General features: G+C 34.2%; 27 protein-coding genes and 1 riboswitch. Of the genes, 8 read left to right on the top strand and 19 right to left on the bottom strand.

Features of this window, described 5'->3' with window-relative positions; genetic code table 11:
- Positions 1 to 16 precede the first annotated feature (16 nt).
- The 3 genes from EL260_RS20020 to EL260_RS20010 form a co-directional block, all read right to left on the bottom strand.
- Complete coding sequence (locus tag EL260_RS20020; protein ID WP_123857280.1) at positions 17 to 1,447, bottom strand: anion permease; 1,431 nt, start codon at positions 1,445 to 1,447, stop codon at positions 17 to 19.
- Between the two features lie 20 nt (positions 1,448 to 1,467).
- A complete protein-coding gene (locus EL260_RS20015) occupies positions 1,468 to 2,586 on the bottom strand; it encodes a porin (protein WP_394343529.1) in 1,119 nt (372 codons plus the stop codon).
- Between the two features lie 325 nt (positions 2,587 to 2,911).
- A complete protein-coding gene (locus EL260_RS20010) occupies positions 2,912 to 3,961 on the bottom strand; it encodes a linear amide C-N hydrolase (RefSeq protein ID WP_123857278.1) in 1,050 nt (349 codons plus the stop codon).
- Between the two features lie 369 nt (positions 3,962 to 4,330).
- Here EL260_RS20010 and EL260_RS20005 point away from each other — a divergent pair, with 369 nt between their 5' ends.
- From EL260_RS20005 to EL260_RS19995, 3 genes are all read left to right on the top strand, one after another.
- Positions 4,331 to 6,529 (top strand): ATP-binding protein, encoded by a 2,199-nt coding sequence (locus EL260_RS20005; RefSeq protein ID WP_123857277.1) that lies wholly within the window; start codon positions 4,331 to 4,333, stop codon positions 6,527 to 6,529.
- A 20-nt stretch (positions 6,530 to 6,549) separates the two neighbouring features.
- A complete protein-coding gene (locus EL260_RS20000) occupies positions 6,550 to 7,101 on the top strand; it encodes a biliverdin-producing heme oxygenase (protein ID WP_123857276.1) in 552 nt (183 codons plus the stop codon).
- A 119-nt stretch (positions 7,102 to 7,220) separates the two neighbouring features.
- A complete protein-coding gene (locus EL260_RS19995) occupies positions 7,221 to 8,147 on the top strand; it encodes a malate dehydrogenase (protein ID WP_045500033.1) in 927 nt (308 codons plus the stop codon).
- Between the two features lie 47 nt (positions 8,148 to 8,194).
- Here the strand turns inward: EL260_RS19995 and EL260_RS19990 are convergent, their stop codons facing one another.
- The 4 genes from EL260_RS19990 to EL260_RS19975 are packed head-to-tail and all read right to left on the bottom strand — an operon-like array spanning position 8,195 to position 10,969.
- On the bottom strand, positions 8,195 to 9,172 hold the full coding sequence (locus EL260_RS19990; RefSeq protein WP_123857275.1) for a DNA-processing protein DprA: 978 nt from the start codon (positions 9,170 to 9,172) through the stop codon (positions 8,195 to 8,197).
- 16 nt (positions 9,173 to 9,188) lie between these two features.
- Entirely contained in the window at positions 9,189 to 9,797 is a 609-nt protein-coding gene (locus tag EL260_RS19985) for an amidophosphoribosyltransferase (RefSeq protein WP_123857274.1), read from the bottom strand.
- A 13-nt stretch (positions 9,798 to 9,810) separates the two neighbouring features.
- The gene (locus tag EL260_RS19980; RefSeq protein ID WP_123857273.1) at positions 9,811 to 10,407 is read right to left on the bottom strand and encodes an HAD hydrolase-like protein; all 597 of its coding nucleotides are present in this window, start codon (positions 10,405 to 10,407) and stop codon (positions 9,811 to 9,813) included.
- Positions 10,397 to 10,969, bottom strand: a complete 573-nt coding sequence (locus EL260_RS19975) for a hypothetical protein (protein ID WP_123857272.1) — start codon at positions 10,967 to 10,969, stop codon at positions 10,397 to 10,399. Before EL260_RS19975 ends, EL260_RS19980 begins: the two co-directional genes overlap by 11 nt.
- 962 nt (positions 10,970 to 11,931) lie before the next feature.
- On the opposite strand from EL260_RS19975, the gene EL260_RS26075 reads away from it, so the two are divergent.
- A complete protein-coding gene (locus EL260_RS26075) occupies positions 11,932 to 12,048 on the top strand; it encodes a GNAT family protein (protein ID WP_232534817.1) in 117 nt (38 codons plus the stop codon).
- A gap of 78 nt (positions 12,049 to 12,126) precedes the next feature.
- Here EL260_RS26075 and EL260_RS19965 read toward each other — a convergent pair whose 3' ends face one another.
- The 5 genes from EL260_RS19965 to EL260_RS19945 are packed head-to-tail and all read right to left on the bottom strand — an operon-like array spanning position 12,127 to position 14,885.
- Positions 12,127 to 12,849: a YwqG family protein gene (locus EL260_RS19965; protein ID WP_123857271.1), complete on the bottom strand. Its 723-nt coding sequence runs from the start codon at positions 12,847 to 12,849 to the stop codon at positions 12,127 to 12,129.
- A 14-nt stretch (positions 12,850 to 12,863) separates the two neighbouring features.
- Positions 12,864 to 13,163 carry a hypothetical protein gene (locus EL260_RS19960; protein WP_123857270.1) on the bottom strand — a complete coding sequence of 100 codons (300 nt, stop codon included), beginning with the start codon at positions 13,161 to 13,163 and terminating at the stop codon, positions 12,864 to 12,866.
- A complete protein-coding gene (locus EL260_RS19955) occupies positions 13,147 to 13,701 on the bottom strand; it encodes a putative glycolipid-binding domain-containing protein (RefSeq protein WP_123857269.1) in 555 nt (184 codons plus the stop codon). The genes EL260_RS19960 and EL260_RS19955 overlap by 17 nt, the downstream gene beginning before the upstream one ends.
- A 53-nt stretch (positions 13,702 to 13,754) precedes the next feature.
- Positions 13,755 to 14,327: a Crp/Fnr family transcriptional regulator gene (locus EL260_RS19950; protein ID WP_123857268.1), complete on the bottom strand. Its 573-nt coding sequence runs from the start codon at positions 14,325 to 14,327 to the stop codon at positions 13,755 to 13,757.
- Between the two features lie 9 nt (positions 14,328 to 14,336).
- Complete coding sequence (locus EL260_RS19945) at positions 14,337 to 14,885, bottom strand: hypothetical protein (RefSeq protein ID WP_123857267.1); 549 nt, start codon at positions 14,883 to 14,885, stop codon at positions 14,337 to 14,339.
- A gap of 132 nt (positions 14,886 to 15,017) precedes the next feature.
- Here EL260_RS19945 and EL260_RS19940 point away from each other — a divergent pair, with 132 nt between their 5' ends.
- A complete protein-coding gene (locus EL260_RS19940) occupies positions 15,018 to 16,358 on the top strand; it encodes a M28 family metallopeptidase (RefSeq protein ID WP_123857266.1) in 1,341 nt (446 codons plus the stop codon).
- Between the two features lie 90 nt (positions 16,359 to 16,448).
- Here EL260_RS19940 and EL260_RS19935 read toward each other — a convergent pair whose 3' ends face one another.
- The 3 genes from EL260_RS19935 to EL260_RS19925 are packed head-to-tail and all read right to left on the bottom strand — an operon-like array spanning position 16,449 to position 18,213.
- Positions 16,449 to 16,985, bottom strand: coding sequence for a GNAT family N-acetyltransferase (locus EL260_RS19935; RefSeq protein WP_123857265.1), 537 nt, complete (start codon positions 16,983 to 16,985; stop codon positions 16,449 to 16,451).
- Positions 16,986 to 16,995: 10 nt separating this feature from the next.
- Positions 16,996 to 17,388: a VOC family protein gene (locus EL260_RS19930; RefSeq protein WP_123857264.1), complete on the bottom strand. Its 393-nt coding sequence runs from the start codon at positions 17,386 to 17,388 to the stop codon at positions 16,996 to 16,998.
- A 39-nt stretch (positions 17,389 to 17,427) separates the two neighbouring features.
- Positions 17,428 to 18,213 (bottom strand): hypothetical protein, encoded by a 786-nt coding sequence (locus EL260_RS19925; protein WP_123857263.1) that lies wholly within the window; start codon positions 18,211 to 18,213, stop codon positions 17,428 to 17,430.
- 103 nt (positions 18,214 to 18,316) lie between these two features.
- On the opposite strand from EL260_RS19925, the gene pafA reads away from it, so the two are divergent.
- The 3 genes from pafA to EL260_RS19910 all read left to right on the top strand — a co-directional run bounded on the left by pafA (position 18,317) and on the right by EL260_RS19910 (position 23,258).
- Positions 18,317 to 19,963, top strand: coding sequence for an alkaline phosphatase PafA (pafA, locus tag EL260_RS19920; RefSeq protein WP_123857262.1), 1,647 nt, complete (start codon positions 18,317 to 18,319; stop codon positions 19,961 to 19,963).
- 156 nt (positions 19,964 to 20,119) lie between these two features.
- Positions 20,120 to 20,297, top strand: a riboswitch (cobalamin riboswitch).
- Positions 20,298 to 20,330: 33 nt separating this feature from the next.
- Complete coding sequence (locus EL260_RS19915) at positions 20,331 to 22,163, top strand: TonB-dependent receptor plug domain-containing protein (RefSeq protein WP_123857261.1); 1,833 nt, start codon at positions 20,331 to 20,333, stop codon at positions 22,161 to 22,163.
- Positions 22,164 to 22,181: 18 nt separating this feature from the next.
- Positions 22,182 to 23,258: a hypothetical protein gene (locus EL260_RS19910; protein ID WP_123857260.1), complete on the top strand. Its 1,077-nt coding sequence runs from the start codon at positions 22,182 to 22,184 to the stop codon at positions 23,256 to 23,258.
- A gap of 158 nt (positions 23,259 to 23,416) precedes the next feature.
- Here EL260_RS19910 and EL260_RS19905 read toward each other — a convergent pair whose 3' ends face one another.
- The 4 genes from EL260_RS19905 to tnpA form a co-directional block, all read right to left on the bottom strand.
- A complete protein-coding gene (locus EL260_RS19905; protein ID WP_123857259.1) occupies positions 23,417 to 24,838 on the bottom strand; it encodes a CCA tRNA nucleotidyltransferase in 1,422 nt (473 codons plus the stop codon).
- A gap of 37 nt (positions 24,839 to 24,875) precedes the next feature.
- A complete protein-coding gene (locus tag EL260_RS19900) occupies positions 24,876 to 25,220 on the bottom strand; it encodes a nuclear transport factor 2 family protein (RefSeq protein WP_123857258.1) in 345 nt (114 codons plus the stop codon).
- Between the two features lie 108 nt (positions 25,221 to 25,328).
- Positions 25,329 to 25,877 carry an L-threonylcarbamoyladenylate synthase gene (locus tag EL260_RS19895; protein WP_123857257.1) on the bottom strand — a complete coding sequence of 183 codons (549 nt, stop codon included), beginning with the start codon at positions 25,875 to 25,877 and terminating at the stop codon, positions 25,329 to 25,331.
- Between the two features lie 316 nt (positions 25,878 to 26,193).
- Positions 26,194 to 26,622, bottom strand: a complete 429-nt coding sequence (gene tnpA / locus EL260_RS19890) for an IS200/IS605 family transposase (RefSeq protein WP_123857256.1) — start codon at positions 26,620 to 26,622, stop codon at positions 26,194 to 26,196.
- Positions 26,623 to 26,664 lie beyond the last annotated feature (42 nt).

The following is a 26,664-nucleotide window of genomic DNA, read 5'->3' as shown; positions in this document are numbered from 1 at the left end:
ATATTTGATTTAATAATTAATAATATCCTAAAACTTTCATCCATAAGCCTCCTACAACCATGTAGATGATTAAGAGCACGATTCCTATTTCAAGGCCACGAAGCCACCAGACTTTCAGATCAACATATCCGCTGCCGAAGAATACGGGAGCAGGTCCGTGCCCGTAATGAGTAAGCACTCCATAAATTGATCCCATGAAACCTAGCATCATTGCTAATAACATCGGAGGAATGCCTAAAGAAACCCCTACACCCAATAAGGCTGCATACATAGCCGCTACGTGAGCTGTAGCACTTGCGAAAATATAATGACTGAAGAAATAGACGACAATAATAACCGGGAAGGCTACCTGCCAGCTTAAGCCTCCGATTTGAACTTTGATAAGGTTACTGAACCAGCCAATGAAGCCCAATTCATTCAAAGAACTTGCCATCATGACCAAAACAGCAAACCAAACGATGGTATCCCATGCTCCTTTTTCACCTTTTACATCTTCCCAAGTTAATACTGAGGTTAATAGCAATAAAGTTAATCCGATAAAGGCTGTAGTTGTTGCATCAATAGAAAGTGCACCACCAAAAATCCAAAGGAATAAAAGGATAAAGAAAGCCAATAGCATCAACCATTCATTTCTGGAAATAGGTCCCATTTCTTTTAATTTCTGAGCGGCCATTTTCGGGGCATCACCTGTTTTTTTCAATTCAGGTGGATACAATTTATACAATACCAAAGGAACAACGAAGAACGCTACTAAACCGGGTAGAAAACCAGCCGCTGCCCAAGACATCCATGTGATATCAATTCCAAGGTTGGCGGCAAATTTCTGGCACATAGGGTTACTTGCTGTTCCGGTTAAGAACATAGAAGAAGCGATGAGGTTCATATAGTAACTGTTCAATGTTAAAAATGAACCCAATTTTCTATGAGTTTCGGGTTTTTCAGGAACGGAATCAAAGCTTATGGCCATAGATTTCATGATGGGGTAAATAATTCCCCCTCCTCTTGCCGTATTACTAGGGATAGCAGGAGCCAGACAAACGTCTGCAAGTCCTAATCCATAAGCCAGCCCTAATGAACTTTTACCGAAAACCCTGATGAATAAAAAGGCAATACGGTTTCCAAGTCCTGTTTTAATAAATCCTCTGGCAATAAAAAATGAAATCCCGATCAGCCAGATCACTTTATCTCCAAATCCGGAAAGTGCTTTGGTAATAGATTTTCCCGCGTCTCCGGGAGCCACTACTTGTGTAAGCGCTGTAAATCCTATGGCCATCATACACATGGTTCCCATAGGAGCTGCTTTTAAAATAATTCCTAAAATGGTTGCGGCAAAGATGGCAAACAAATGCCATGCATTCTGGGCAACTCCCTCAGGTGCCGGAATGAACCAGATGATTAACGCAACGACAAATGTGATCGCAACGTTTTTAATATTAATTTCTTTCATAATACTCACTATTTAATCTGTTAAAATCTACTTTGTACCTGAACGATGAATAGATTATTGTTGTATTGATTGGTGTTTTCTACCTGATATTTGTAGCGGTCAAATTGTACTCCCAGTTGAATTCTGGCCCCATAATTTTTCAGAAATTCTAATCCTACCATTGGTGTGATGGTTTGTCTGGGGTTGGATTCCATTCTAAAATTGGTGTCTAGGTATTCATATCGGCAAGACAATTCAAAAGCACTGAGATTTTTGTGATTGATTTCATATCTCAGATTTGGAAGGAAATAGACCCCTCGAACCAGATACTGGTCCGGATTATCAGGTCTTATTTCAGGAGCGATAGAATTGTATAGAACGTGATTGGTGGCCTGTTTGGCTTCCAGTTGCATATCAAGACTCCATTTGGGATCAAAATGAATCATTGAGCTGAGATCAACCCCTACAGCATATACTTTTTTGCTGAAAACTTCACCAATCCCTCCGTTTAAACCAACATTGAAACTGTATTTCTTGGATAATCCGAAAAGTAAACGGGTAGAATATTGTTTTCCGTTGTCATTATCATTGATTTGGTTTTTTCCGTTTCCATTCACTACAGAGACCGCATATTGGAGGGGAATTTCTCCTAATTTTACTTGTCCTGTGGCAGAAAGCCCTATCTGGAAACTCGTCCAGCCCAGTTTCCCAAATTCGGAATACTGATTAGACCAGTCCAGGGATTTAATAATATCGATAGGATAAGTCTCCTCAATACCAAACCAGGGTCTAAACTGGCCCACAGTGAATGCCAACTTGGGACTGAAGGTATATTTCAGATAAGCATTTTCAAGAACTCTGCTTTTAGGATCGTTTTTAAAGTCGGCAAGGTTGGCCAATGCAACAACTTCAGTACGCTTACTGATTTGTGCCCGTACCTGAATCCTCATGTATTTCAGCATGAAATTATTGCTGGTTCCTGATCCGTCAGAATGATGAAGTCCGTTGACGTCAACATCCTTGCTCATTCCTACCAGATAACGTGCCTGAAAAAGTCCTTTGATCTGAAGCTGAGGATATTTTACATGATCTTCTTCTTGTGGTTGGGGGGTGGTCTGTAGAGAGTCTTGTATTTGTGCATTTGCTGAAAACCAGCCCATGAGTATACACAGAATCAAGCTTCTCTTTTTTAATGAAAAAAAGGCCATATCTATTTGTTTAATTTTTGCTTTTTTGAATTTTTAATAAGCATAAAAGTTCCTGTCTCTGTCCTTGAAAAGCTGAGGTAATGCACTGAGCGTGCCCATGAATGATTACTAAACCCTTCCGTTACATCTCCGATGTATACTTTTCCAGAGGAAGGAATGATCATTTACCTCATCCTGAATGTAATCATTCATTATGTACAGAGACTCAGGTGCTTCTAACCTATTCTTATATAAAGAAACACTTAAGTCCAAATCTTTACTTTTAAACCTGAATTTTTTATTCTAAGCCTAAAAATCTGAAAGATGGAGTTTCTTTGAAACTAGTGTTCGATTTACCGTGATAAGTTTGATAGTTGCTTAGATCAAGCTTCATTACCTTCCCTTTTGCGCTTAGGTCAAAATCTTTAAGATCTACCCAGAATGTGTTGGGGGTAAAAACAGTTTCAAAATAATACACCAGATTTTTCTGATCCGAAACAGAGCGCCATCTTGTAGAAGAAATATTGGGCTCGGTAGGAGAAGAAATACCGTAAGGGACAGAACAGTTTCTGATCACACTAAACACGCTGGCCACAGCAGTACGGGTATCGGCAGTTTTTGGAATTGCATCAATATAATAAGAAGCTCTTACAAATCGGTCTGCAGCGCGATTGGTTCCCGGAAGCATGACAGTTCCCGGTATCCCTTTCCAGTAATTATTAAGTGCAAGTTGTTCGTCAAAAATAGGAGAGTTAGTCATTACTGTGTAAGAAGGATCATGATGAATAACCAGTTTTCCGTTAATATATTCAAATACAGCACTATCTCCTGAAGCATCAGAAAGAGAAAGATGAATGGTGGTAAACCTTTCCGTTCCTGGAATATAGTCACTTACGACAACGAAGGGTTCTTTTCTTGAAAATTCTACGGCTTCTTTTACCGTTGAGAAATTATCAAGATAATATTGGGCCCATAAAGAAATAGCCAGTCCCTTTTTACTTCCTTTAGGATCAAATTTTGGGTATTGAGATTCCCCCAGCCATAATAAGTTCGCTACCAATCCTTTTTCATTCATTCCATCTGAAGAAGCAATATCCCAGCTAGAGCTGATGATGCTTCCGTATTTTGAGCTCCATTTTACAGATTTAGGACCAGTTTGACCATTACGGTCTATTCCTTTTGGAAAAACCCAAAGATTGGCTGGAATTTCATCACGCCAATCCATAGAACGGGCGGTAAGAATAGTATTTTGCGGACCTTTGTACACCACGCGGGTGCACGCTTCTGATGGATTCCATAATCCTACTGAAAGGACAAGAGAAAATAAAATTAATGGGAACTTTTTCATAATAGTATTATTTGAATTTAAATTTTATATTGAATTTGTTGTGAATAATTCAATGTATTTTGATCATATTCATTATTTGGTGATATAAATTTAGCAAAATTTAGTTAAATAACATAATTAATTTAACTGATAAGCTGCATTTCATGTTATGAATCATGCTTTAAGGAATGTTAATTTCATTATTGGGAAATTTTTCGTATATTTTAGAAATGTCGTAGTGAAATCAGGCGAAAAACAATAATTGTTCAATACAGATAATTGCTGGTTTTTTATTGTGTGATACCACATGAACAGGGTGAAAATTAAATACCACATCACCAAAATCAGTTAAAAAAAAGCCTTATATTTGATAGATAGACTGAAAGAGATATGAATTTTGTAGAATGTCACGAAGAACCTATCCATATTCCAGGCTCTATACAAAGTTTTGGTTATTTGATTGGTATTGATGCAGTATCTCATTCCATTACTTTTTTAAGCCAGAACCTATCGGATATTTTTAAAATCAGAAGCTTGAATGAGCTATTTGAGAGAAAGCTTACGGATTTCCCAGAAAGTTTTGAGAATATTATAGAGTCAGATATTTATACTTCACTGGATCGTTTTACCAGACGGGAAAATGAAACGTATTTTGATAAGATCATTATAGGTGAAAAAGAATACCACTTTTCTGTTTTCAGAAGTGGCGGGTCTATTTTCCTGGAATTTGAAGAAGTTCTAATTAATCCAGATAAACGGATTTCCAATAAATATGATAATTTTTATGTTATTGATGATGAACAGGAACTTTGGAACCATCTTCTAGAAACTCTTTCTAAGGTGGTAAATTATGACCGTACAATGGTGTATAAATTTATGATGGATGGTTCCGGAAAAGTAATTGCCGAGAAGAAAAATGAAGAGATGGAAAGCTTTCTGGGACTTCATTATCCAGAATCTGATATTCCGAAACAGGCTAGGGAACTCTATCTTAAAAAAAGAAAAAGAATCTTCAGCAATGTATATGTTGATACAGTCCCGATCTTGAGTAAAACAAATAACAATATTGATCTTAGTTTTTCTGCATCACGGGCAATGTCTCCTGTTCATGGGCAATATCTTAAGAATTCAGGAGTTTCTTCCAGTTTCAGTATATCGATTATTATTGATAATCACCTTTGGGGGCTGGTAACCTGTCAGAATGTACAACCTAAACATATTGATCTTGAAGATAGGGTTCAGGCTGGCATTTTTACGGCCTTGGCATCTAATGCTTATTCCTCTTTTAAATCAAAAAATGAACTGAATTATCGTCTTGAACTGAATGAAAGAATTTCTGATCTTAAAGCGGAATTTTTAAAACATAATCATTTATTTGATTCTCTGTGGGAAAATAAAGTTGAAATGATGAATCTGCCGGAAGCGGATGGTTTTGCCATTATATCTGATGAAAACATAGTTACTGAAGGAGATGTTCCGGCTATGGATTGTATTAGCAGAATTGTACACTGGGCATTGGAAAATACGAGTGATAGAATTTACGTTAACCGTAGTTTTCTTAGAAATCATGGTGCAGAACTCGAATTATCAGAAAATGCAGCCGGAATTATCATTTATTTTATTGAGAGAGATAAAAATGAAATGCTGATCTGGTTCCGTAAAGAATTTAATGAGCATATTGACTGGGCAGGAAATCCGGAAAAGAAATTAGGTGTGTTTTCTCAAAATGGAGAAGACAGACAGATGATTTCTCCAAGAACTTCATTCCGCATTTTTACTGAAAATATTAAAGGCCATTCCAAAAGATGGAATTCAAGAAATGTGAGTGCGGTACAAGCTGTAAGGGATCTTATTTTAGAAACTTCTCATAAGAATTATAATGCCATTAAAAGGCTTAATGATGAGCTTAAAAAAGTGAACGAAGAACTTGATAGTTTTTCCTATACGATTTCTCACGACCTGGGAACTCCTTTAACAGTTATGAAACTGAATGCACAAATGCTGTTAGGAAATCTCACGGATGGTTCTGAAAAGAGCAAAACTAAAATTAATACAATCATTGAGGAGATCGACAGCATGGCTGAAATGATGCAGGATGTCTTGCAGCTCAGCAGGGCCAAACACAGTGAGATACAGCTGGAAAGTCTCAAAACCACTACTACGATTCAAAAGATCTCAGATAATGCCAGGATGACTTATGGAAGCCCGAGAAGTGAGATTATTATTAAAGAATGCCCTGATGTTTTGGCTGATAAGACATTACTTCATCAGGTATTTCTGAATATTATCAATAATGCGGTCAAATATTCATCTCATAAAGATCAGCCTAAAGTGGAAATTGAGGGAACGGAAGACGGACAAACTATTGTTTACAGAATTTCAGACAACGGAATTGGGATTCCTGAGGGGGAAAAGCATAAGATGTTTAAGATCTTCAACCGGATGGATAATGCGAAGAAATTCAAGGGAAATGGAGTAGGATTATCCATTGTACACCGTATTATGAAAAGGATAGGCGGAAATATAGATTATGAGAGCAACAAAGAAGGAACTTCATTTATTTTAACGTTTAAAAAGCCTTACATTTGAGAAACTTTTAAAACGTAATTATGGTATCAGAATATCTTAAGCAAAATACAGCAGACTATCACGACGCAGCCGAGAAACTTTTTAATTCTGAAAAAATTTTTAATAAAACCTTCACTTTAGAAGATTATAAAAAGATTATCCATACCAATTATCTGATGCTTCTTCATAGTGAAGATAAAATATTCAGCAGCCTTTCCGAAAAGTATGCGGATAAACTTCAGCTTGCTAAAAGAAAAAAGCTTCCACTTATTGAAAAGGACCTTGAAAGCCTTTCTTTGGAAAATCAGTTGGCCTCTCACGATCTTGAATTTGAGAATGAACATGAAGCTTTGGGAGCAATGTATGTGATTGAAGGTTCTACATTGGGTGGAAATGTAATTGCTAAACAACTTTCTAAAACGGAAGGTTTTGATGCGGTGACTTTTAACTTCTTCGGATGTTATCAGGAGAATACAGGACCTATGTGGAAGAACTTTAAAGAGGTTTTGGATACTGAAGTGGCAGAAGAAAAGTATGGAGAAGTACTATCTGGCGCAAAAAAGCTGTACTCATTTTTACTGAACGTCAACTAATTCCTTTTAATTCGAATAAATTTCCTGAAAAATTGCGCATTTTTTCAGGATTTATTAAATTTGGGAAGTTTCAAATTTAAATAGTAACTCAACAAATAAATAATTAAAAAAGTAACAATATGAAAGTAACTGTAGTAGGTGCAGGCGCTGTAGGAGCAAGCTGTGCAGAATACATCGCAATGAAGAACTTCTGTTCAGAAGTAGTTTTGGTAGATATTAAAGAAGGGTTTGCTGAAGGTAAAGCAATGGATTTGATGCAAACAGCATCACTTAATGGATTCGATACAAAAATTACCGGAACAACAGGAGATTACAGTAAAACTGCAGGTTCTCATGTAGCAGTAATCACTTCAGGGATTCCAAGGAAACCTGGAATGACAAGAGAAGAATTGATAGGTATCAACGCAGGTATCGTGAAAGAAGTTACTGAAAACTTAGTAAAACATTCTCCGGAAGTAATCATTATTGTGGTTTCTAACCCAATGGATACTATGGCTTATTTAGTACACAAAACTTCAGGTCTTCCTAAGCACAAAATCATCGGAATGGGTGGTGCATTAGACTCTGCAAGATTCAAATACAGATTAGCTGAAGCATTAGAAGCTCCAATTTCTGATGTTGACGGTATGGTAATCGCTGCTCACAGTGATACAGGAATGCTTCCATTATTGAGCAAAGCTACAAGAAATGGAGTTCCAGTTACTGAGTTCTTAAGTGAAGATCAACAAAAATATGTAATCGAAGAAACGAAAGTAGGAGGTGCTACTCTTACTAAATTATTAGGAACTTCTGCTTGGTATGCACCAGGTGCTGCTGTTTCTGTAATGGTTCAGGCTATTGCATGTGACCAAAAGAAAATGATTCCTTGTTCATTAATGCTTGAAGGTGAGTACGGTCAAAACGATATCTGCTTAGGAGTTCCTGCGATCATTGGAGCAAACGGAGTGGAATCAATCGTAAATGTAACATTGACTGCTGAAGAGCAATTGAAATTCGCTGAAGCTGCTAATGCAGTAAGAGAAGTGAACGGAGATCTTAAATTCTAATCTACTGAATTTTATATAGAAAACTCCGCGCCCAAAGGGCGCGGGGTTTATTCAAATAAATTGGTTTGGATTGATTGATTTATAGATTGGATATTTGCCTTATTTGAAACTATTTTTCTTATTATAGATGATAAATTTTTACGATTTATAATAACAATATCAGTTTGTTGATTAATTAATTGTCTATTTAAATCATACTTTGGGTTTTTTATATCTGTTTGAGGATCATAAATGACGGAGCGAGCAATAGAATAGTTTAAAGCATATTCCATAGCTAATCTAGATCCACTATCATTTCCTAACTCATTTTTTGCATAACTAGCTGATAATATAACATTATCACTAAATAAAGCTTGTAATCGATTACGTTCTTGATATCTACTATTTAATTCAATTTTAGATTTAGCATCTTCGTAATATTCAGTAACTAATAAACCATTATTAGCTATAATATCATTTGCTAATTCCTTGTTTGTTGCTGGTAAGATATTACTTAAGGAACTAGGTAAAATAGCAATTGTTTTCCCTTTTGAAAGAAGAGCCTGCCTATGGGCAATGGAATCACACCCTAATGCTAAGCCACTAACAATATTAGCTCCATTTTTTACCAATTCAGAAACTACTTCTTTTTCAATTATTTCAGTACTATTATCAGGATCAAGTAAACCTATAACAGTGATGTTTTTATTTGTAGGTTTTAATAGATTTATATTTCCTCTATAAAATAAAACAATTGGATGTTCACTATTTTTCACTTTACCACGATATTGGGGGAAGTCTTTATCACCAATAGCTACAACTCCATCAATTCCATTTAGATTATTAATTTTATTTTCAACCATTTTTTTATGGGTTATAAAATCATTAATTGTAATAATTGAATCTTCTTTAGAGTCTTTATTTAATAGAGATACTAAAGTTTCAATAGGTTTATTAATTGATAGATTTCTACTAATCCAAGCTTTTCCAATACCTTTATAATTTTTAGCAGTTAATACATTAATTACGTTATCTGAATATTTCATTTTTTAATTTTTTAAGTTATCCTCTATAGCCAATTGAATAAAAAAACACAGATCGTGCTCCATTATCATATAATGCTTGAATAGCATCTTCATCAATATTAATACTACTTGTATATATATCATCTATTAATAATATATTACTATTGGTAATAAAATTCGAAAATCTGCATGTTTCATTAGTTATTCCTGGAAATGGTTCGCTACCATTATTAGTATAATTAGTTAAATTCAAATTTTTAAGATGAGTTGTCATTGTATCTTGATATCTTGTAATGTATTCTGTTCCATCAACGAAATCATCAATTCTATTGATTACATTTTTAACTGTAGATTTAAATCGCAATTGATTAATGGAATAGTTAACTTTTGCCCTAGGAACTACACAAACGGTTATGTTAGGCAAATCTAATGAATTAGAAATCAATTGCAAATCATTCATAAGAACATTTTCTAGTTGTTGGGCCGCTTTATTCAGTTTATCTAGAGAAAAGTTGTTAAATGTATTTTTTAAATCATTAATATAATCAGGATTTCCAGGATTATTCATGCCAGTGTAAATAGTGTGATAATAGCCTTGAATGTTTTGGTTCAAAAAGTTATTTGCATAAATTGTAAATTTTTCCATAATTATTTTTTAATTAAATATTGAATATATTTTCTTTAGGTATTCCTGCTAATTCTGCAGAAACAATTTCTGTTTTTTCATTTTCAAAAACTAGTATAGAGCTCGGTTTTATTTTTAATGTATTTATAGCATTTTTATATTTATTAATATCCTTTCTTTCTAATTCTTCTTGATAAATTTTTTCAGTAAAAAGATTTGAAATTTTATGGTATTCTAAAGTTTTTTTTGCTCTTTCTTTGCTAGAATTTGTAACCAAAACAATTCGATTAGTATTATAATATAGCTTTAATATATCTGCTATAGTAGTATTTAATATTGTTTCGCATAAATATTGTGGATATATTTGTTTTTTTACATTAATAATATCTTTGTATTGTGATGGATTTAGATTAGGTAAAAAAGAATAAATATTATTTCTATTAAACCTTTCTTTAGGATTATATGATGGTATATTTATTTTTGTTGTAACTACTCTTTTAATGGCTTCATAATATGATAAATAGTTAGCAAAGTTTGTATATATTAACGTATCATCCATGTCAAAAAATAATACAGATGCATTATTAATTTTCAAAAGAAAATCAAATAATGAATTGAAACTATTTTCCATTTATTTTTTTTAGAACATCTAGTAATTCAGGTATTTTATTTACTTGTGATTCTGTCCAGAAGTAACGTTCATTATCGATAACTCCATAATCTTTTAAATAAATAGAAATCCTTCGAGTGTTTTTTTCAATATAAAAATTGAAAGATATTTCCTTAGAATTAAAAATATAATTTGTTGATTGTTTATTTTCTGTTTTATCTTTTATGTTCGGAATGACATATTTTTCTATAAACTGAATAAATTCTTCTACTTCATCCACGTCAAGCCATGAAGTTTTGAAAAAGTCTTTTGATTTTCCCATGAAATCTGTTTTTGCATTCATGTTAACTTGAATGGATTTCATTTTTTGATTTGTTTTAAGGTTTATTGCTTCAACCGGAAAAAAAGATACTTGCTCTCCCAGACCAGATCTGAAATCAGCAGTTACATTCCAATCTTTATTGACTTGGGTAAAGTCAGCATTACTGATAAAATTTCTAGTAGTTGAATTTAAATTGGTTTTTTCTTGTGCGAAGGAGAATAAGCACAAGAATAAAAAGAAGATAGTAGAGACTCTTCCCATAATAATTGAGTTTTTAGATTATAGTTTTTACTAATATAATAATTAAATTTCAATGCATATCAATGGATTTTAATCAGCTTTCTAAACCTTTATTATCATAATAATTCAATTTATTCTTTGATAGCTAATTTAAAAGAATTGATACTGTGAAGCAGTATGAAAAAATGAATTGCCTTGTTTATGGTTTTGAAAAACAATTACTCAAAAGTAATTGTTTCATCGCCAAATCTATTACGGAAATCCGTAAATAAAGTATCGGCGAGGCCAAAGGCCTCGCCGATACTTTATTATAAAATAATTATTCAGGTACTCAGAGAAGTCAAATAATATTATCTTCCCTTAGCTTTATCACCTTTGAATGTCATAATTGTACTGGTCACCACAGTTACTAACTTTCTTTCAGTATTGGTGACTTCACAGAGATAAACAGTGATTATTCTTCCAGATTGGTTTTTTCCATCACAACAGGTTGTAAACATTGAGTGATATGATCCTTAAAGTTCGATGAATAATCATATTTTTGCTTGAAATTATAATAAAACCATGCAGCTAAATACAGAAAGATTAGTTTTACGCGATATAATCATTGAAGATAAACAGGCTTTTTTGATTATCGTTCAGATGCTGAAGCCAATAAGTTTCAAAGCTGGATTCCTGAAACGTTAGAAGAGGTGTAAAGCTTTATTCAGAGAAATAATAGAGAATTTAATACTCCCGAAAGCTGGTATCAGCTTTTGATCACTCATAAGGAAACAAAAGATGTTATCGGAGATATTGGAATTCATTTTTTAGGAGATGAAAACCTGCAAGTAGAATTAGGAATTACATTAAACACAGCTTTTCAGGGGTAAGGATATGCTTCTGAAGCATTAAAAGGAGTTATTGATTTCCTTTTTAATGATTTGAATAAACACAGGATTAGTGCTTCTATTGATCCTGATAACACCGATTCACTGAAATTAATGGAAAGAATTGGTTTAAGAAAAGAAGGGCATTTTGTAAAAAGCCTTTTCTGGAAGAATAATTGGGTAGATGATGTGATTTATGCGGTTCTTCGAGAAGAATGGATTAAAAAATAAAAAAAACATCTCAACTGAGATGTTTTTTATTGCAGGTTGATATTCTATAGTGACTTCCTGCTTTTATCTTTCGAGTTATCAATAAAAATCATAATACAAACTCCACTCTCCAGTCTCTTTATTCTTCGCAAACATAAAGCTTCCACTGTCAATCACATTCAAATGCGCTTTATTATCTGAAGACACCTGAAAAACAAATTCAAACCCATCTCCAAACCCATCTTTGAAACCAATGCCGGGCTGACAGAATGATGGGTAACCACCCAATTTAGTACTATAACAGTGCTTAATGATGTCAAAATAGCTGTTGAAATGCCCTTTTCTTTCAAGTTTAACAATTTCAGAGATTAAGTTGTAATCTATATCTTCAATTCCGCCACCATCCCATAAAGGGGCATCTTTAGGATATAATTCGGAGCGTAAGGGAAATGGTTTTAAATAAGAAACCGGACTTTGCAAATCCTTGATGACAATATTCTCCAAATTATCATATTCCCGAATAACCCAATTGTCACCCATTTTTTCAAGCATTTCCGGAAAGTCATGGGAGATAAATACAGTAATTAATTTTTTATCCTTTATCAGTTCCGGTACAAAAGGCTGGTTGGGAAGATAGAACTGGATAAGCGGCATCATAGGATCTCCATTTTTATCCAAAGGAATCTCTTCATCTTCAGCATAGGCAAATACCCGCCCGATCCATGATTCTTCTAATACGTTCAGAGGTCTGAAACCACCAGTAAAAAATTCTGTAGCAGGCCTTTCTATTTTATCTTTAATTTCCTGAATTCTGTTATCCATTTTGTTATAAGTTATTAGTTTTCATCTTCTTTAAAATCTTTCCGAGCCAGATTCAGATATCCGTTGATTTGAGTTTTTTCTTCTTCTGTAAATACATCAAGTTTCAAGGTCATTTCTATAGATTCTGAAAGGGAAATTTGTTGATTATGCTGGATAAACGCAAAACAACCGAGAAATGAAACTTCATTGTCTTTTAATTCTTTTATTTTATCGCTCAGTTCCTGTTGGTTCAATGTTTTACAGGCAATGGCAGCTTCTTTTATTTCATTAATGGTCATAGTAATGGTGTGCTGAGGTTTAAGAAAATTCAGCAATTTTTTCAAATAATCCAGGATAATTGACTACCAAACCATTATCATCGACTAAAATGTCAGCCTCAAAATCGGTTTGAAGATTGTCATAATGATAAGTATGGGGAGCAATTCTGGTATATTGCTGAGTCACCGGTTTTACCAGGTTATTCAGAACATCAATATAAATGACCTGGATTTTCTGGGCATCGTTTTCAGCCAATATAAGGTTGTTGATGGGTAAGGTATTCGTAAAAGGAGTTAATGAGATATCAATGAAGGGAATTTCTTTAAAATCGGGATTGATTACATTGTTGATCTCCCAGCCGTCCTGTAATTTTCTCCCGGTTAATTCATTTTTAACCGTGTTGACTTCAGATTTGATGATAAATTCCTGGATATTCCAATTAATATCGATGATTAATTGATAATCTACAGTATACATTTTACTTTCATAGTAACCAATAATTCTTGATTCTACGATTGAGCCTTTATCATTTTCTTTAAGACTGAAATATTCCAGGGATTGAAAAGCAATTCCTTGCCAGATCAATGTTTTCATTTTATTTTGGATTGGTGTTAATTTTTTTATATTCTTTTGATCAGGAATTCCGGTTATTGAGAAATTCTCCGTTTCCTGATTCTGCTTAATGTTTCTCTGGCTACTCCCAGAAATGAAGCCAGTTGGGACAACGGAACTCTTTGTAATATCTCTGGATGTTTTTTTTCAAGATATTCAAGTCTTTCCTGCGCTGAATACAGTTTGAAGAGGTTGGAGAACTCTTCCTGTTTGTAAGCAATTTGTCGAATACAATGGCGCCCCAGAGACTCTATTTCAATGTATTGTGCTGCAATTTTAAAGAGTATCTCTTTATTAAAGATAACAACATGTAATTCTTCACAAGCCATCATATTGAATTCCGAAGGTTTTCCACTGCCAAAACTACTGATATTGGTAGCAATTTCATTTTCAAAAAAGAAATCAGTGTTTTTTGTTACACCATCTATTTCGTAATAAGACTTACAGTATCCTTTATCAATGTAAAATAATGATTGACATATTTCGCCTTCCTTTAAGATCAGTTCATTCTTTTTATATTGTTTTTCGGAGAGTGCAGCTTGAAGTAATGTCCAGCTTTCATCTGAAAATGGAGTGAGAGAACGGATATAGGTAAGAAGGTTTTCCATGTGAGATATCTATACTTTTTTATTTTTAGGAATTTTTAAAAGAAGTACAACAGCCCATGTTTGAAAAATAAGTTGAAAAATATTGATGATTCCGAGAATTGGCTCGGTGCTTAAATGGGTTATTATTACAGGTATTCCAAGGATACCGATCACAAAAAGAAAGATAAACAGATATTTTGCCACTGCATTTCCCTTTCCGATCATATAACCGGTTCCAAAGACAAAAGCAATTACTGCGATTGAAATGAAAATTGCCAAACCTGAATTTAATTGTTCTGATGTCCAGATTAAACCGGCAATTCCTATTGCTCCAGACAGGTAGATAAGATTAGACGCTTTTATGTGATTAGGATGTATTATGACGGGTTCATTACTTCCAACTGTAGAAATAAGAGAGTTAATGTGATCCTGTTCTTCATTCGTAAATGTTCTTCCTCTTGACTGTAAAATTTCATAAGCGTACTGTATCGCTTGAGGTACAAATTTACTGTCAGGTTTTATGTATTGCTCAAGTTCTCGGTCAGACATTTTCTCCAGAACGTTTTTCTTTGTATCCATCTGATATAAGGTTATCTTTTTGCGAAAATACTGAAATTTTAATTTAATGATTTTGTTAATAAAGTTTGTTGTCTTTTTTGTAATTTTATTTAATAACAAATAAACTGTAAAAGATTAATCGACTGTTCTGTTATGAGAAAAATAATATTCACTTTGTTCTTTATTCCTGTTGTATTTCATGCTCAACAAACGGTTCAGCAGGATACTGAAATCCTCAATTATGTTTCACAGGTAAGTACAGATTCTCTGAAAAGTCATATCAATTCTTTGGTGAGCTTTGGAACAAGGCATACCATGAGTTCTACTACAGATTCCAAAAGAGGAATAGGAGCTGCGAGAAAATGGGTGTCGAAAAAATTCAATGACTATGCAAAAAACGCAGCTGGAAGAATGGAAGTCTTTATGCAGAATCAAACCATCCAGCCGGATGGAAAAAGAATAGACCGACCCGCTGATTTAGGAAATGTTATTGCCATTATTCATGGAACCAATCCTAATGATAAACGATTGTTTATGATGAGTGGACATCTGGATTCAAGGGTAAGTGATGTCATGAATAACAAAGACAATGCTCCGGGAGCCAATGATGATGGAAGTGGAGTAGCAGGACTTATAGAAAGTGCCAGAATATTGAGTAAATCTAAATTTCCGGCAAGTATTGTATTCGTCGCTTTTTCTGGAGAAGAACAAGGATTGCTGGGTTCTAAAATGCTGGCTGAGAAAGCAGCTAATGAAGGTTGGCAGTTGGAAGGTTTGTTGAATAATGACATGATTTCAAATAATCTCAGCAGTGATACTCATTTGATTAATACTCATCAGCTGAGGGTCTTTTCAGAAGGTCTGCCTCAATATGAGTTGGATAAAAAAGCTCAGGAGATTAGAAAATTCGGACTGGAAAATGATGGCGAATCGAGACAGCTGGCAAGATATATTAAAGAAATAGGTGAACGGTATGTAGATAATCTTCAGGTCAAATTAATCTACAGAAACGATCGTTTTTTGAGAGGTGGAGATCATACGCCTTTTGTTGATAAAGGATTTTCTGCTGTACGATTAACGGAATTCAATGAGAACTTCGATCATCAGCATCAGGATATCAGAAAAGAAAACGGAGTACAGTATGGAGACTTGCCTGAGTTTATGGACTTTGAGTATTTTAAAAAGAATGTAAGCGTAAATATTGCGGTTCTTGCAAATCTTGCAAAATCCCCTTCAAAACCTGAAAATGTAAAAATAGAAGTGAGTAAACTTACCAATTTTACAGATCTTTCCTGGGAAAAGCCTAAATCAGGAGAGGTAGCAGGATATTATGTATTGTTACGTGAAACGGATGCTCCTATGTGGCAGAAAAAAATATTTACCAAAGAAACTGTTATCAAGTTACCTTATTCTAAAGACAACTATTTCTTTGCCATACAAGCCGTAAACGCTTCCGGAAATGAAAGCTTGATCGTTTTGCCGAAAATAAAATAAATTTAAATATGAATAGAAGCGGGCTCAAGCCCGCTCTCCAATACATAAACTATCTATTGACTGTAGCCAAAGCCTGAAAATTTTCACAAGCTATTCTATATCCAATGTCATAAAAAGAGCAATTTCATCGGAATTATTATACAATCTTGTATTTACTCCGGTGATATTAAACCCCATTCTTCTATAAAACTGTATGGCAGGATAGTTTGTGTTCTGTGTTTCCAGTTCAATAACCCGGCAGTTAAGGTTTCTGGCTTCTTTAATTGCGCTTTTAATCAGCAGGATTCCCAATCCCTGTCTTCTGTATTTTTCATTCACAAGAATGTTTTCGATATAGAAGCTATTGTTCCAGGTTCTGTGTTCACAGATGATCCAGCCCTGAAGTTCACCATCTGCAAAAGCTCCGAAAGATGAATTTTTTTCAATGATTGTATTGAGTTCTTCGATATCATCAGAATTGGTTTCCCATACTTTAGTGTAGGATAATTTTTTTTCTCTCAGAGTCAATTCAAAGGTGCCACTGAATTCTATTGAAGAAACAGAGTAGATGATATCTGTTGAATATCCATTATGTCCCCATTCTAAACCAGAATTGGAAGTCAGCTTTTGTAGTTTTTTAATTTCCACGGAATATGTTTTATTGAATTTCAGTACAGATTTCTACAAGGTAATTGTTGGGATCTTTAATGTAAGCAGTCTTTTGTCCCCAAGGTTTTACAGCAATATCTTGATACAGAATGGCGCCGTTTTTTACAGCTTTTTCAACTAAGGTTTCTACATCGTCAGTTACAAATCCCAATTCAATCCCAAAAGGTTTAGCTTCTGTTTTGGAAAGGAGAAATCCCTTTTTAATATTGGAGCTGGCCAGAGCAACGGAAGCAAAAGAAAGAGTCGTTTCTCCAGTAATCAGTTCTCCATAATCTTTTTCAGGAGTAATGAATTTTATTTTTGCATCGAAAGTATTTTGGTAGAAATTCATTGCTGATTCTACATTTTCTACATACAAAATGACATATTTAAACTTAATCATGTTATTAGATTTAGTGTAGTTTTGGAATTCAATTTTGTTTTATTTTCTATCTATAATATATTCTTCATCTGCAATTAGCTCAATGTGAGGACCATGTTGAGGATAATATTTCAAACCTTCAAGATGCCCAAAATAAAGCGCATATTTTTGAGTAAGTTGTCTTACTTTATTTCCAAATGAATTAAGATTGATGGATTGAACGGCATCTATTCTTTGGCGGCCATTCGTAAAGAAGAGCATTAGATTGGAATGAGTACTGAAATCATAATCTTTATAATAAAATACATTGATATTTTCTTCCCGGCAGATAGAACCAAGATCATTGATGAAAAATTTTTTATCTGCTAAAGGAAGGTTACAGTCAATCCTTATAGAAAGATTTTCCGCATTATTCTTTTTTAAATCTGAACCTACAATTTGTAAAAAGCGATGTTCATTGGTCTCCCAATTTTCTCCTTCACTATGATAAGCTTTAGTAGATTGTGTTTTAAATGGAATGTTAACATCCAATAATACTGCATTTTCACGAATCAACAGAGCTTCCACTTCCAGGGCAAACTGAAAATAGAAATCAAAGAGCTGATGATCTCCAACACTGATGATAAGCTGATTATCATTGATATTAAGAAACAAAAATACTTCTTTAAACCTGGTTCTCAGATTTTCCAGTTTTTCGATAAAATCATTGATGTCTTCCACCTGAACTCTTGCTGCCAACTCTGCATCATTATCTGCATGCCCGCCATATCCCTCAAAAAACTTAAAAAACCTGAAATGATATAAATTTTCAGGGAATTTAAAGTACCAATATACTCCTAAAATCATGATGAATGGGGTTGAGAATTGAATAAAGATCAAATTTAAATAAAAATTCACGTTCTAAAACATTCAAAACTCCTAAATTTGTGATCAATAAAATTTTACTTGGATGCTTAGGAACATTTCAATTGCGGCAGCTACTTTTTTGTCCGTAGTTACAATCAATGCACAGAAGAACAAAAATTCTCAATTGGAAAGACCCAAATTAGTAGTAGGTCTTGTAGTAGACCAGATGCGTTGGGATTATTTATACCGTTTTTACAACAAATATGGAAATGACGGTTTCAAAAGACTTTTGAATACCGGTTATTCTTTAAATAACGTACACATTCCTTATGTACCTACCATTACCGCTTTAGGACATACTTGTATTTATACAGGATCTGTACCTGCGATTCACGGAATTGCCGGAAATGACTGGACAGATAAAGAAACAGGTAAAGGTGTATATTGTACTGCCGATGACAGCGTTCAGCCAGTGGGGACAACCAATACCAAAACAGGAAGCCACTCACCTAAAAATCTTTGGTCAACTACAGTAACGGATGAGCTGAGGCTGGCAACAAATTTCCAAGGGAAAGTAGTCGGAGTTTCTTTAAAAGACAGAGCTTCTATTCTTCCTGCAGGTCATACACCAAACGGAGCTTTCTGGTTTGATGACAGTACAGGAAACTTTATTACCAGCACATGGTATATGAATGATCTTCCTCAGTGGGTAAAATCATTCAATTCTCAGAATTTACCGGAGAAATTGGTAGCTAATGGGTGGAATACTTTGCTCCCGATCAATCAATATACAGAAAGTGCACCAGACAATTCTCCTTGGGAAGGATTATTAGGTAGTGCAAAAACACCTACATTCCCTTACAATGATCTTGCAAAAGATTATCAAACCAAAAAAGATAATATTCGTTATACTCCTTTCGGAAATACGTTGACATTGAAGTTAGCAGAAGCTTCTGTAGAGGGAGAAAAATTGGGAGGTGATAATATTACAGACTTTTTAGCCATCAATTTGGCTTCTACGGATTATGCCGGGCATAAATTTGGACCGAACTCAATTGAAGTGGAAGATGTTTATATCAGATTAGATCAGGATTTAGCACAATTCTTCAATTATTTGGATTCAAAGGTTGGAAAAGGACAGTACACAGTGTTCCTTTCTGCTGACCATGGTGGAGCACACTCTGTAGGTTTTTTAAAAGAACATAAAATTCCTACGGGATTCTTTGGAGAAGGTGCTGAAAAGAACCTCAACCAAAAGCTGAAAGATAAATTCGGAGCTGATAAATTGATTAACGCTATTGATAACTATCAGATTTATTTCGATAGAAAAGTATTGGCAGACAGCAAACTTGAATTGGATGATGTAAGAAACTTCGCTGTTAAAGAACTGGAAAAAGATCCTACTGTTTTATATGCAGTTTCTGTAGACAGAGTGTCTGAATCAAGCATTCCTGAGCCAATCAAGCAAAGAATTATCAATGGAATCAACAGACAAAGAAGTGGGGATATTCAATTGATCTCTCACGACTCTATGCTTCCGCCATATTCTAAAACAGGAACTACTCATAGTGTATGGAACTCTTATGATTCACACATTCCGTTGATCTTTATGGGTTGGGGAGTGAAACAAGGTGAAAGCAATAAGGCTTATCACATGACGGATATTGCTCCTACAGTTTCTTCATTACTGAAAATTCAGTTCCCAAGTGGAAATGTTGGAAATCCAATTACAGAAGTTATAGGTCAATAATCTTAATAACATATTAAAAAACATTCCACTCCGGAATGTTTTTTTATTTTACATACACTGGAAGGTTATTAATTCTTTTTTAGATCAGGATTCAATCGATTTTGCTTTCGTCTTTCTTTCATAAAATTCACTTTTTGCCTAATACATTTAAAAAGCTATCTTTGCAAAAATTTTGGTTTCCAGTATATTGGAATGAAAAGGGAATTGGGTGAAACTCCCAAACTGTCCCCGCAACTGTAAATCGCAATAAAAGTTTCTGTAAACAGCCACTGTATAAAAACGGGAAGGCACAGAAAGCGAAAGTCAGGAGACCTGCCAGAAAATTAATCAAAAAAACATATTGCTTTCGGAGGAAAAGTAGAAGGATATGGATATAAAAAGATCTCTAATACTATTTTTGTCATCTTATGGCTGTTTTCTTTTCGGACAGGAGAAAGCTGTAGATACTATTTATATTTTCGACAGCCAGATGAACAAGGTGAAACAATTTCACCCTGTGAAAACAATGCATGCTGAAGATGTTGAAAAAAACTCCAGCAATCTTTCCGAAGTATTAAGATTTCAGTCTTCCATTTATATTAAAGAAAACGGACGTGGTGGAACTGCCTCACCATCATTTAGAGGTACTACTGCTCAACAGACTTCTTTTGTTTGGAATGGAATTAATGTTAATTCCAATTTTCTAGGGCAAGGAGATGTGAACAATATTTCCCTATTCGGATATGACCAGATCGGAATAAAAGCAGGGGGAGGAAGTGTGACTTATGGTTCCGGCGCTATTGGAGGGAGTATTCACCTGGACAACAGCCTTAATTTCAATCAAGGTTTTCACGGCAGTCTATTTTCTGAAGCTGGGTCTTTTAATACCTTTAATAATTTTGTTAAAGGCTCATACAGCAATGATAAATTCAGTTTTAAGGCTTCAGGAAATTATTCTATCAGTGAGAATGCTTATGAGGTGAATAAAGAACCCCGGAATTATATAAACCTTAACGGAGAATATTACAACACAAATTTTAATATTTCAGCTGCTTATAAATTAGCTCCACATCATCAGATTTCATGGATTTCTGAATGGTTTAATGGTCAACAGCATTTTCCAATCTTATTTGACAGAGAAACGGAAACAAAATATCAGACTCAAAATGTAAGAAGCCTAATTTCCTGGGACTGGAATAAGACCCGCTTTAATAACTCTTTTAAAGCAGCTTATACGGAAGAAAATTTCCAGTATTTTAATGATATAGACAGACCTAAATTCAGTAGTGGAATTGGAAGGAATTATATTCTGAAGAATGATTTCAATTATTTTCTTACCTCAAAGTGGAACTTCAATATCATTGGAGAATACCAACTTAATAAAGGTGAAGGTTATGGTTCAGGAATAGACCATATCAGTAGAAATATGGGGTCCATTGCTGGATTGATAAGATATTTTCCTACCACTGATTTACGTTTTGAAGCAGGAATAAGACAGGATTTCGTTGGAGTGACTAAGTCGCCTCTTTTATTTTCTTTTTCAGGAAAATGGAATGCTTTAGATTGGTATAATCTGGGATTAAGTGTTTCAAGGAATTTCAGAGCTCCTTCTTTCAATGATTTGTATTGGAGACCGGGTGGAAATGAAAATTTAAAACCGGAAACTTCTTATCAGTTTGAATTGAGAAACCAATTTAAAGCTGGTGATTTTAAACTCTCTCTGGTTCCTTATTATATGGATATCAGAGATATGATAAGATGGCTTCCTACTTCTTTTGGATATTATAGTCCTGTAAATACTGAGCATGTAAGATCTTATGGAGTAGAAGCTCAAGCAGAATTTGCTAAACGCTTTGGAAAACATTTTCTGAATGTAGGTTTAGGATATGCCTATACAAATTCTCAGGATCTTGAAAAGAAGAAACAGCTGATGTATGTGCCATTTCATAAGTTTACCGGAAATATTGATTATCAGTATGAATTTATAAAAGTATATGCTCAGGGATTGTTTACCGGACTTACCTATACAGATTCCAATGAGAAGAAAAGTGAGGCGCTGAAAGAATATTTTGTTATAAATGCTGGTGTTGGGGCTACGTTTTTAAAGAATTATACTTTGGGCTTTAAGATGAATAATATTTTCAATCAGACTTATTATACCATGTTTGCTTATCCGTTACCCGGAAGAAATTACAGTGTAAATTTAAATATCAACTTTTAAAAATAAAATTTAATATATATGAATATCAAAAGAATTTTACCTCTTGCATTTGCGTCTATGCTACTTTTCAATGCTTCTTGTAGCAGTGATAATGATATAGAAATTATTCAGAAACCTTCATCAGGTGCTTATGAAAACGGAATTATTGTTTCTAACGAAGGAGGGTTCTCAAAACCTACTTCTGATGTAACCTTTATTACTAGTAATCTGGGAACGGTTTATACTAACATATACTCTAACAATAATGGAGGAGAAGCATTCGGGAAAGTACTTCAGAGTATAGGCTTCAGTGGAGATAAGGCTTATCTTGTAGCCAATAGTCCCAGTAAAATTGATATTGTAAACCGATATACATTTAAAAAGCAGGTTACAGTAACAGAAAATCTTGATAATCCAAGATATATTGCATTCTCCGGGAATAAATATTTTGTAACAAATAATAATTTTGCTGGTAAAAATAAGCTTAATGCCTATAATATTTCAGATAATTCATTTTTTGGCAGTATGGGATTTCCGCGTTATGCTGAAAAAGTAGTTGAGGCAGAGGGTAATATTATTGTGCAGACAGATGGTATTGGATATGATATTAATCCACCCTATAACTCATTTGCCACTGGTTATACTATCACAGTTGTAAATCCTTCTACAATGGTTAATCCTAAGATCATTACATTACCTACTAAAGGAATTATCAAAGATCTTATTGCTTACAAAGGAATTGCTTACGTACTAGTTTCTGATACAACAGATTCTTACATTTATAAAATCAATTCAGTCACTGGAAACTATACTACAACTACACTTGCTGGAATTGCTGATGTTCAGAAGCTGAGAGCTGATAATAATATGTTTTATTTTATTACAGGTTCTAACAATATTTATAATATGACTGTTGGTTCTTCTTTCGTTTCTAAAGTTCCTATTGTTAAAGCATCCGGTAATGTATATGGTTTTGATGTAATTGACGGTAGAATTTTTGCATCAGATGCCAGCTTTACTGAAGATGGTAAAGTAAATGTTTATGATGCACTAAGTGGTACTCTATTGAAAAACTTTACAGCAGGTGTTGGAACAAACGGGTTCTATAAAAACTAAAAATTACGCTTCGGCGTATATAATATAATTTTTTATTTTTTCATCATTTGTGTTTTTTTCCGGGCGGGTTCTTTAGAACCCGCCCGGCTTTGGTATATACCTTATTGAAGCACAAAAAAAGCTGGATGAAAATCCAGCTTTTTTTTATTGAGTAAAAATTAATTCATTTTTAATCCCAGCTTTTCGGCTTCAGTGATCACAAATTTTGTTGCTTCTTCCTTTTCATTAGCAATTTCACCTTCAAGGATTGCTTCTTTAACTTTTTCCTTTAAAATACCGATCTCACGGCCCGGCTGAAGGTTAAACATTTCCATAATCTCTTCTCCGGTAATAGGAGGCTGAAAGTTTCTTACCTGATCTTTTTCCTCTACTTCTTTGATCTTAACGGCTACATATTCAAAATTTTTCTTGAATTTTTCCTGCTTTTTAGAGTTTTTAGTCGTGATATCTGCCTTACAAAGGGTAAACAGTTCTTCAAGATTTTCTCCGGCATCAAATAAAAGCCTTCTTAGTGCAGAATCTGAAGCATCGTCGGTAATCAGAGCAATAGGTCTGGAAGACAGTTTTACCATCTTCTGAACATATTTCATATCGCTTCCCAAAGGGAGTTTCAATCTCTGGAAAAGAGTTTTTACCATTTTGGAGCCTAAGAATTCATGCCCGTGAAATGTCCATCCTGTACCTTCTACAAATTTTTTCGTAGGTGCTTTTCCTATATCGTGAAGTAATGCAGCCCAACGCAGCCAAAGGTTATCAGTATTCACAGAAATATTATCCACTACCTCAAGAGTGTGATAGAAGTTATCTTTGTGAGTCTGTCCTTCAACTTCTTCAACTCCTTTCAGTTCAATTAATTCAGGAATAATAAGCTTTAAAAGCCCTGTTTGCTCCATTAATTTTAATCCTACAGAAGGTTTTTCAGACACCATGATTTTATTGAATTCCACCATGATTCTTTCCATAGAAACAATCTTAATTCTTTCCGCTTCCTGCTTGATGGCTTCTAAAGAATTTTCTTCAATTGTGAAGCCTAAAGTTGAAGCAAAACGAACTGCTCTCATCATTCTCAAAGGATCATCAGAATACGTTTGAGCGGGTTCCAAAGGAGTTCTTAAAATCTCTTTTTCCAGATCTTCAATTCCATTGAACGGATCTATAAGTTCCCCGAAATTATCTTTATTCAAAGAAATAGCCATTGCGTTGATGGTGAAATCTCTTCTTTTCTGATCGTCTTCCAAAGTTCCACCTTCTACTTCCGGTTTTCGGCTGTTCTCTGTATAGCTTTCCTTTCGGGCACCTACAAATTCCAGCTCAAGATCTTTATATTTGATCATAGCGGTTCCATAGGTTTTGAATACGGAAACCTTTAATTTAGGATCGATATCCTGAGCGACATTCTGTGCCAGTTCTATACCACTCTGTTCCGTCACAAAGTCTATATCCGTAGATGCCTTTCTCTTCATCAGAAGATCACGAACATATCCACCGACAATATATACAGACTGGTTATTCCTTTCTGCAGCCTCAGAAATTATTTTAAAAAGTTTTAAATTCTTATTTTGAGTAAGATTAATTTTCATCGTTTATAATAGCGTCAATTTCTACCAATGCTGCTCATTAATCATAATGAGCGTACATTTTATTTATTTTTCCTTCTTCATTAAAAAACATTACTTCTACAGCATGTTTATCCATGATAGACCTATAAAATAATGCTACAGAATTTACCCCTGCTGTGGAATGAATCAGATCAAAATGCAGATCCGGAAACTTATCCAGCGCCTTTCTCCAGTAATCACGAACGGCTTCTTTTCCCTTTAAAGAACTTTCTTTTCCTCCGGTAGCCATAGCAATCATGGGGGTGGTAATCTCAATATCATCAGAATAGTGGGAGAGTATACTCTCTAAATCGTGAGAGTTCCAAGCATTTATCCACATTTGAGCGAATTCTTGATGATGCATAACATGTATTTTACGAGTTGGATTTTGCAAAGATAGAATTAAAAAAAAGAAATCCTGCCGATATGAACAAGCAAGACTCTAAAAAATAAACGGATTAATACAGAATTTTTATTCTCTAAGAACTTTTATCCTGTTATCACTCCATATTTTGATCACCGAAGATCCTGAGTATTTTGAAACTTTCTCTCTGTCTTCTTCTACAGCATAATCTACAAGACTGATGATTTCCGGAGAAATATCAGAGAATTTCAATGGACTTTTATCACCACTGAAATTAGCAGAGGTAGAAACCAAAGGCTTATTCAGCTTGGTGATTAGTTTTTTACAAAAATCATTTTTCACCAATCTTATTCCGATGCTGCCATCTTCCGCAAGCAATTCTTTAGGCAAACCTTTTGGGTTTTCATAAACAATAGTTACCGGTTTTTCACTTAAATCAATAATTTCCCATGCCATTTCGGGAACTTCTACCAAATCCTGAAGCCTCTTTTCAGACTCAACCAAAATAATCATGGATTTGTTTTTTTCACGTTTTTTGATGTCAAAAATTTTGTTGACAGCTTCTATATTGGTGGCATCACAGCCAATTCCCCAAATGGTATCAGTAGGGTATAGAATCGTTCCGCCGGATTTTAATATTTCAATAATAGGTTCCATATTTTTATTACATTCAAAACAGTGGATAAAGGTAGAGAATATATGAATTTTGTACAAAAAATTGAAGATAAAAAGGATGGTGGCATTGGTATGTTTTTAGGTTTTGGCTAAAGCCAATGGATTTGGAATAAAATTAAAAGACGGGCTAAAGCCCGTCCCTATTGATATTTTATGTATGTAGAATTGTAAATATGTTATTTATTATCTAGGAATGAAAATAAATCTCGATTATAGCGTTCAAAATTATCTTACGACATTGTATCAGATTCAATAGAAACGGGCTTTAGCCCGTTTAATAATAAATAATGTATTCAATTTACACATTAAAATTATATTTTTCAATAAATTCCCGATATTCCTCTGTGAAACTCTTTTTCTGATGATGCTTTTCCTGATTCTTAATATAATTCCTTACAACATCTAATTTAGTTTCGGAAACAGAAACAGCAAAGTATTCATCCTGCCAGGAAAATTTATCTTTGGTAAGTTGATGTTTATTGATCCAATAAGATGACTCTCCCTTCAATAATTGTACAATTTTTTCTATATTCTGATGGGATCCTAAGGAAACCAGGCAATGGCAATGATCTGAATATCCATTGATCATATCTAAGAAAATGCCTTTTTCTGTTGCATATTCTTTGATGTGCTTCCACACTTTTATTCTTAGATCGAATGTATTGAGATGGGGCGTTCTGTTTCTTGTTGAGAAAACAAGGTGAACATAAACTTTGATAAAGGGCATTTGTGTTGTTTTATCAAAAGTAATGTTTTTAAATTAAGTTTT

Origin of the sequence: Chryseobacterium nakagawai, assembly GCF_900637665.1 — a bacterium.
In the GTDB taxonomy this organism is placed as follows: domain Bacteria; phylum Bacteroidota; class Bacteroidia; order Flavobacteriales; family Weeksellaceae; genus Chryseobacterium; species Chryseobacterium nakagawai.
The sequence above is the reverse complement of the archived record's forward strand: the minus strand, read 5'-3'. Positions and strand labels throughout refer to the sequence as shown.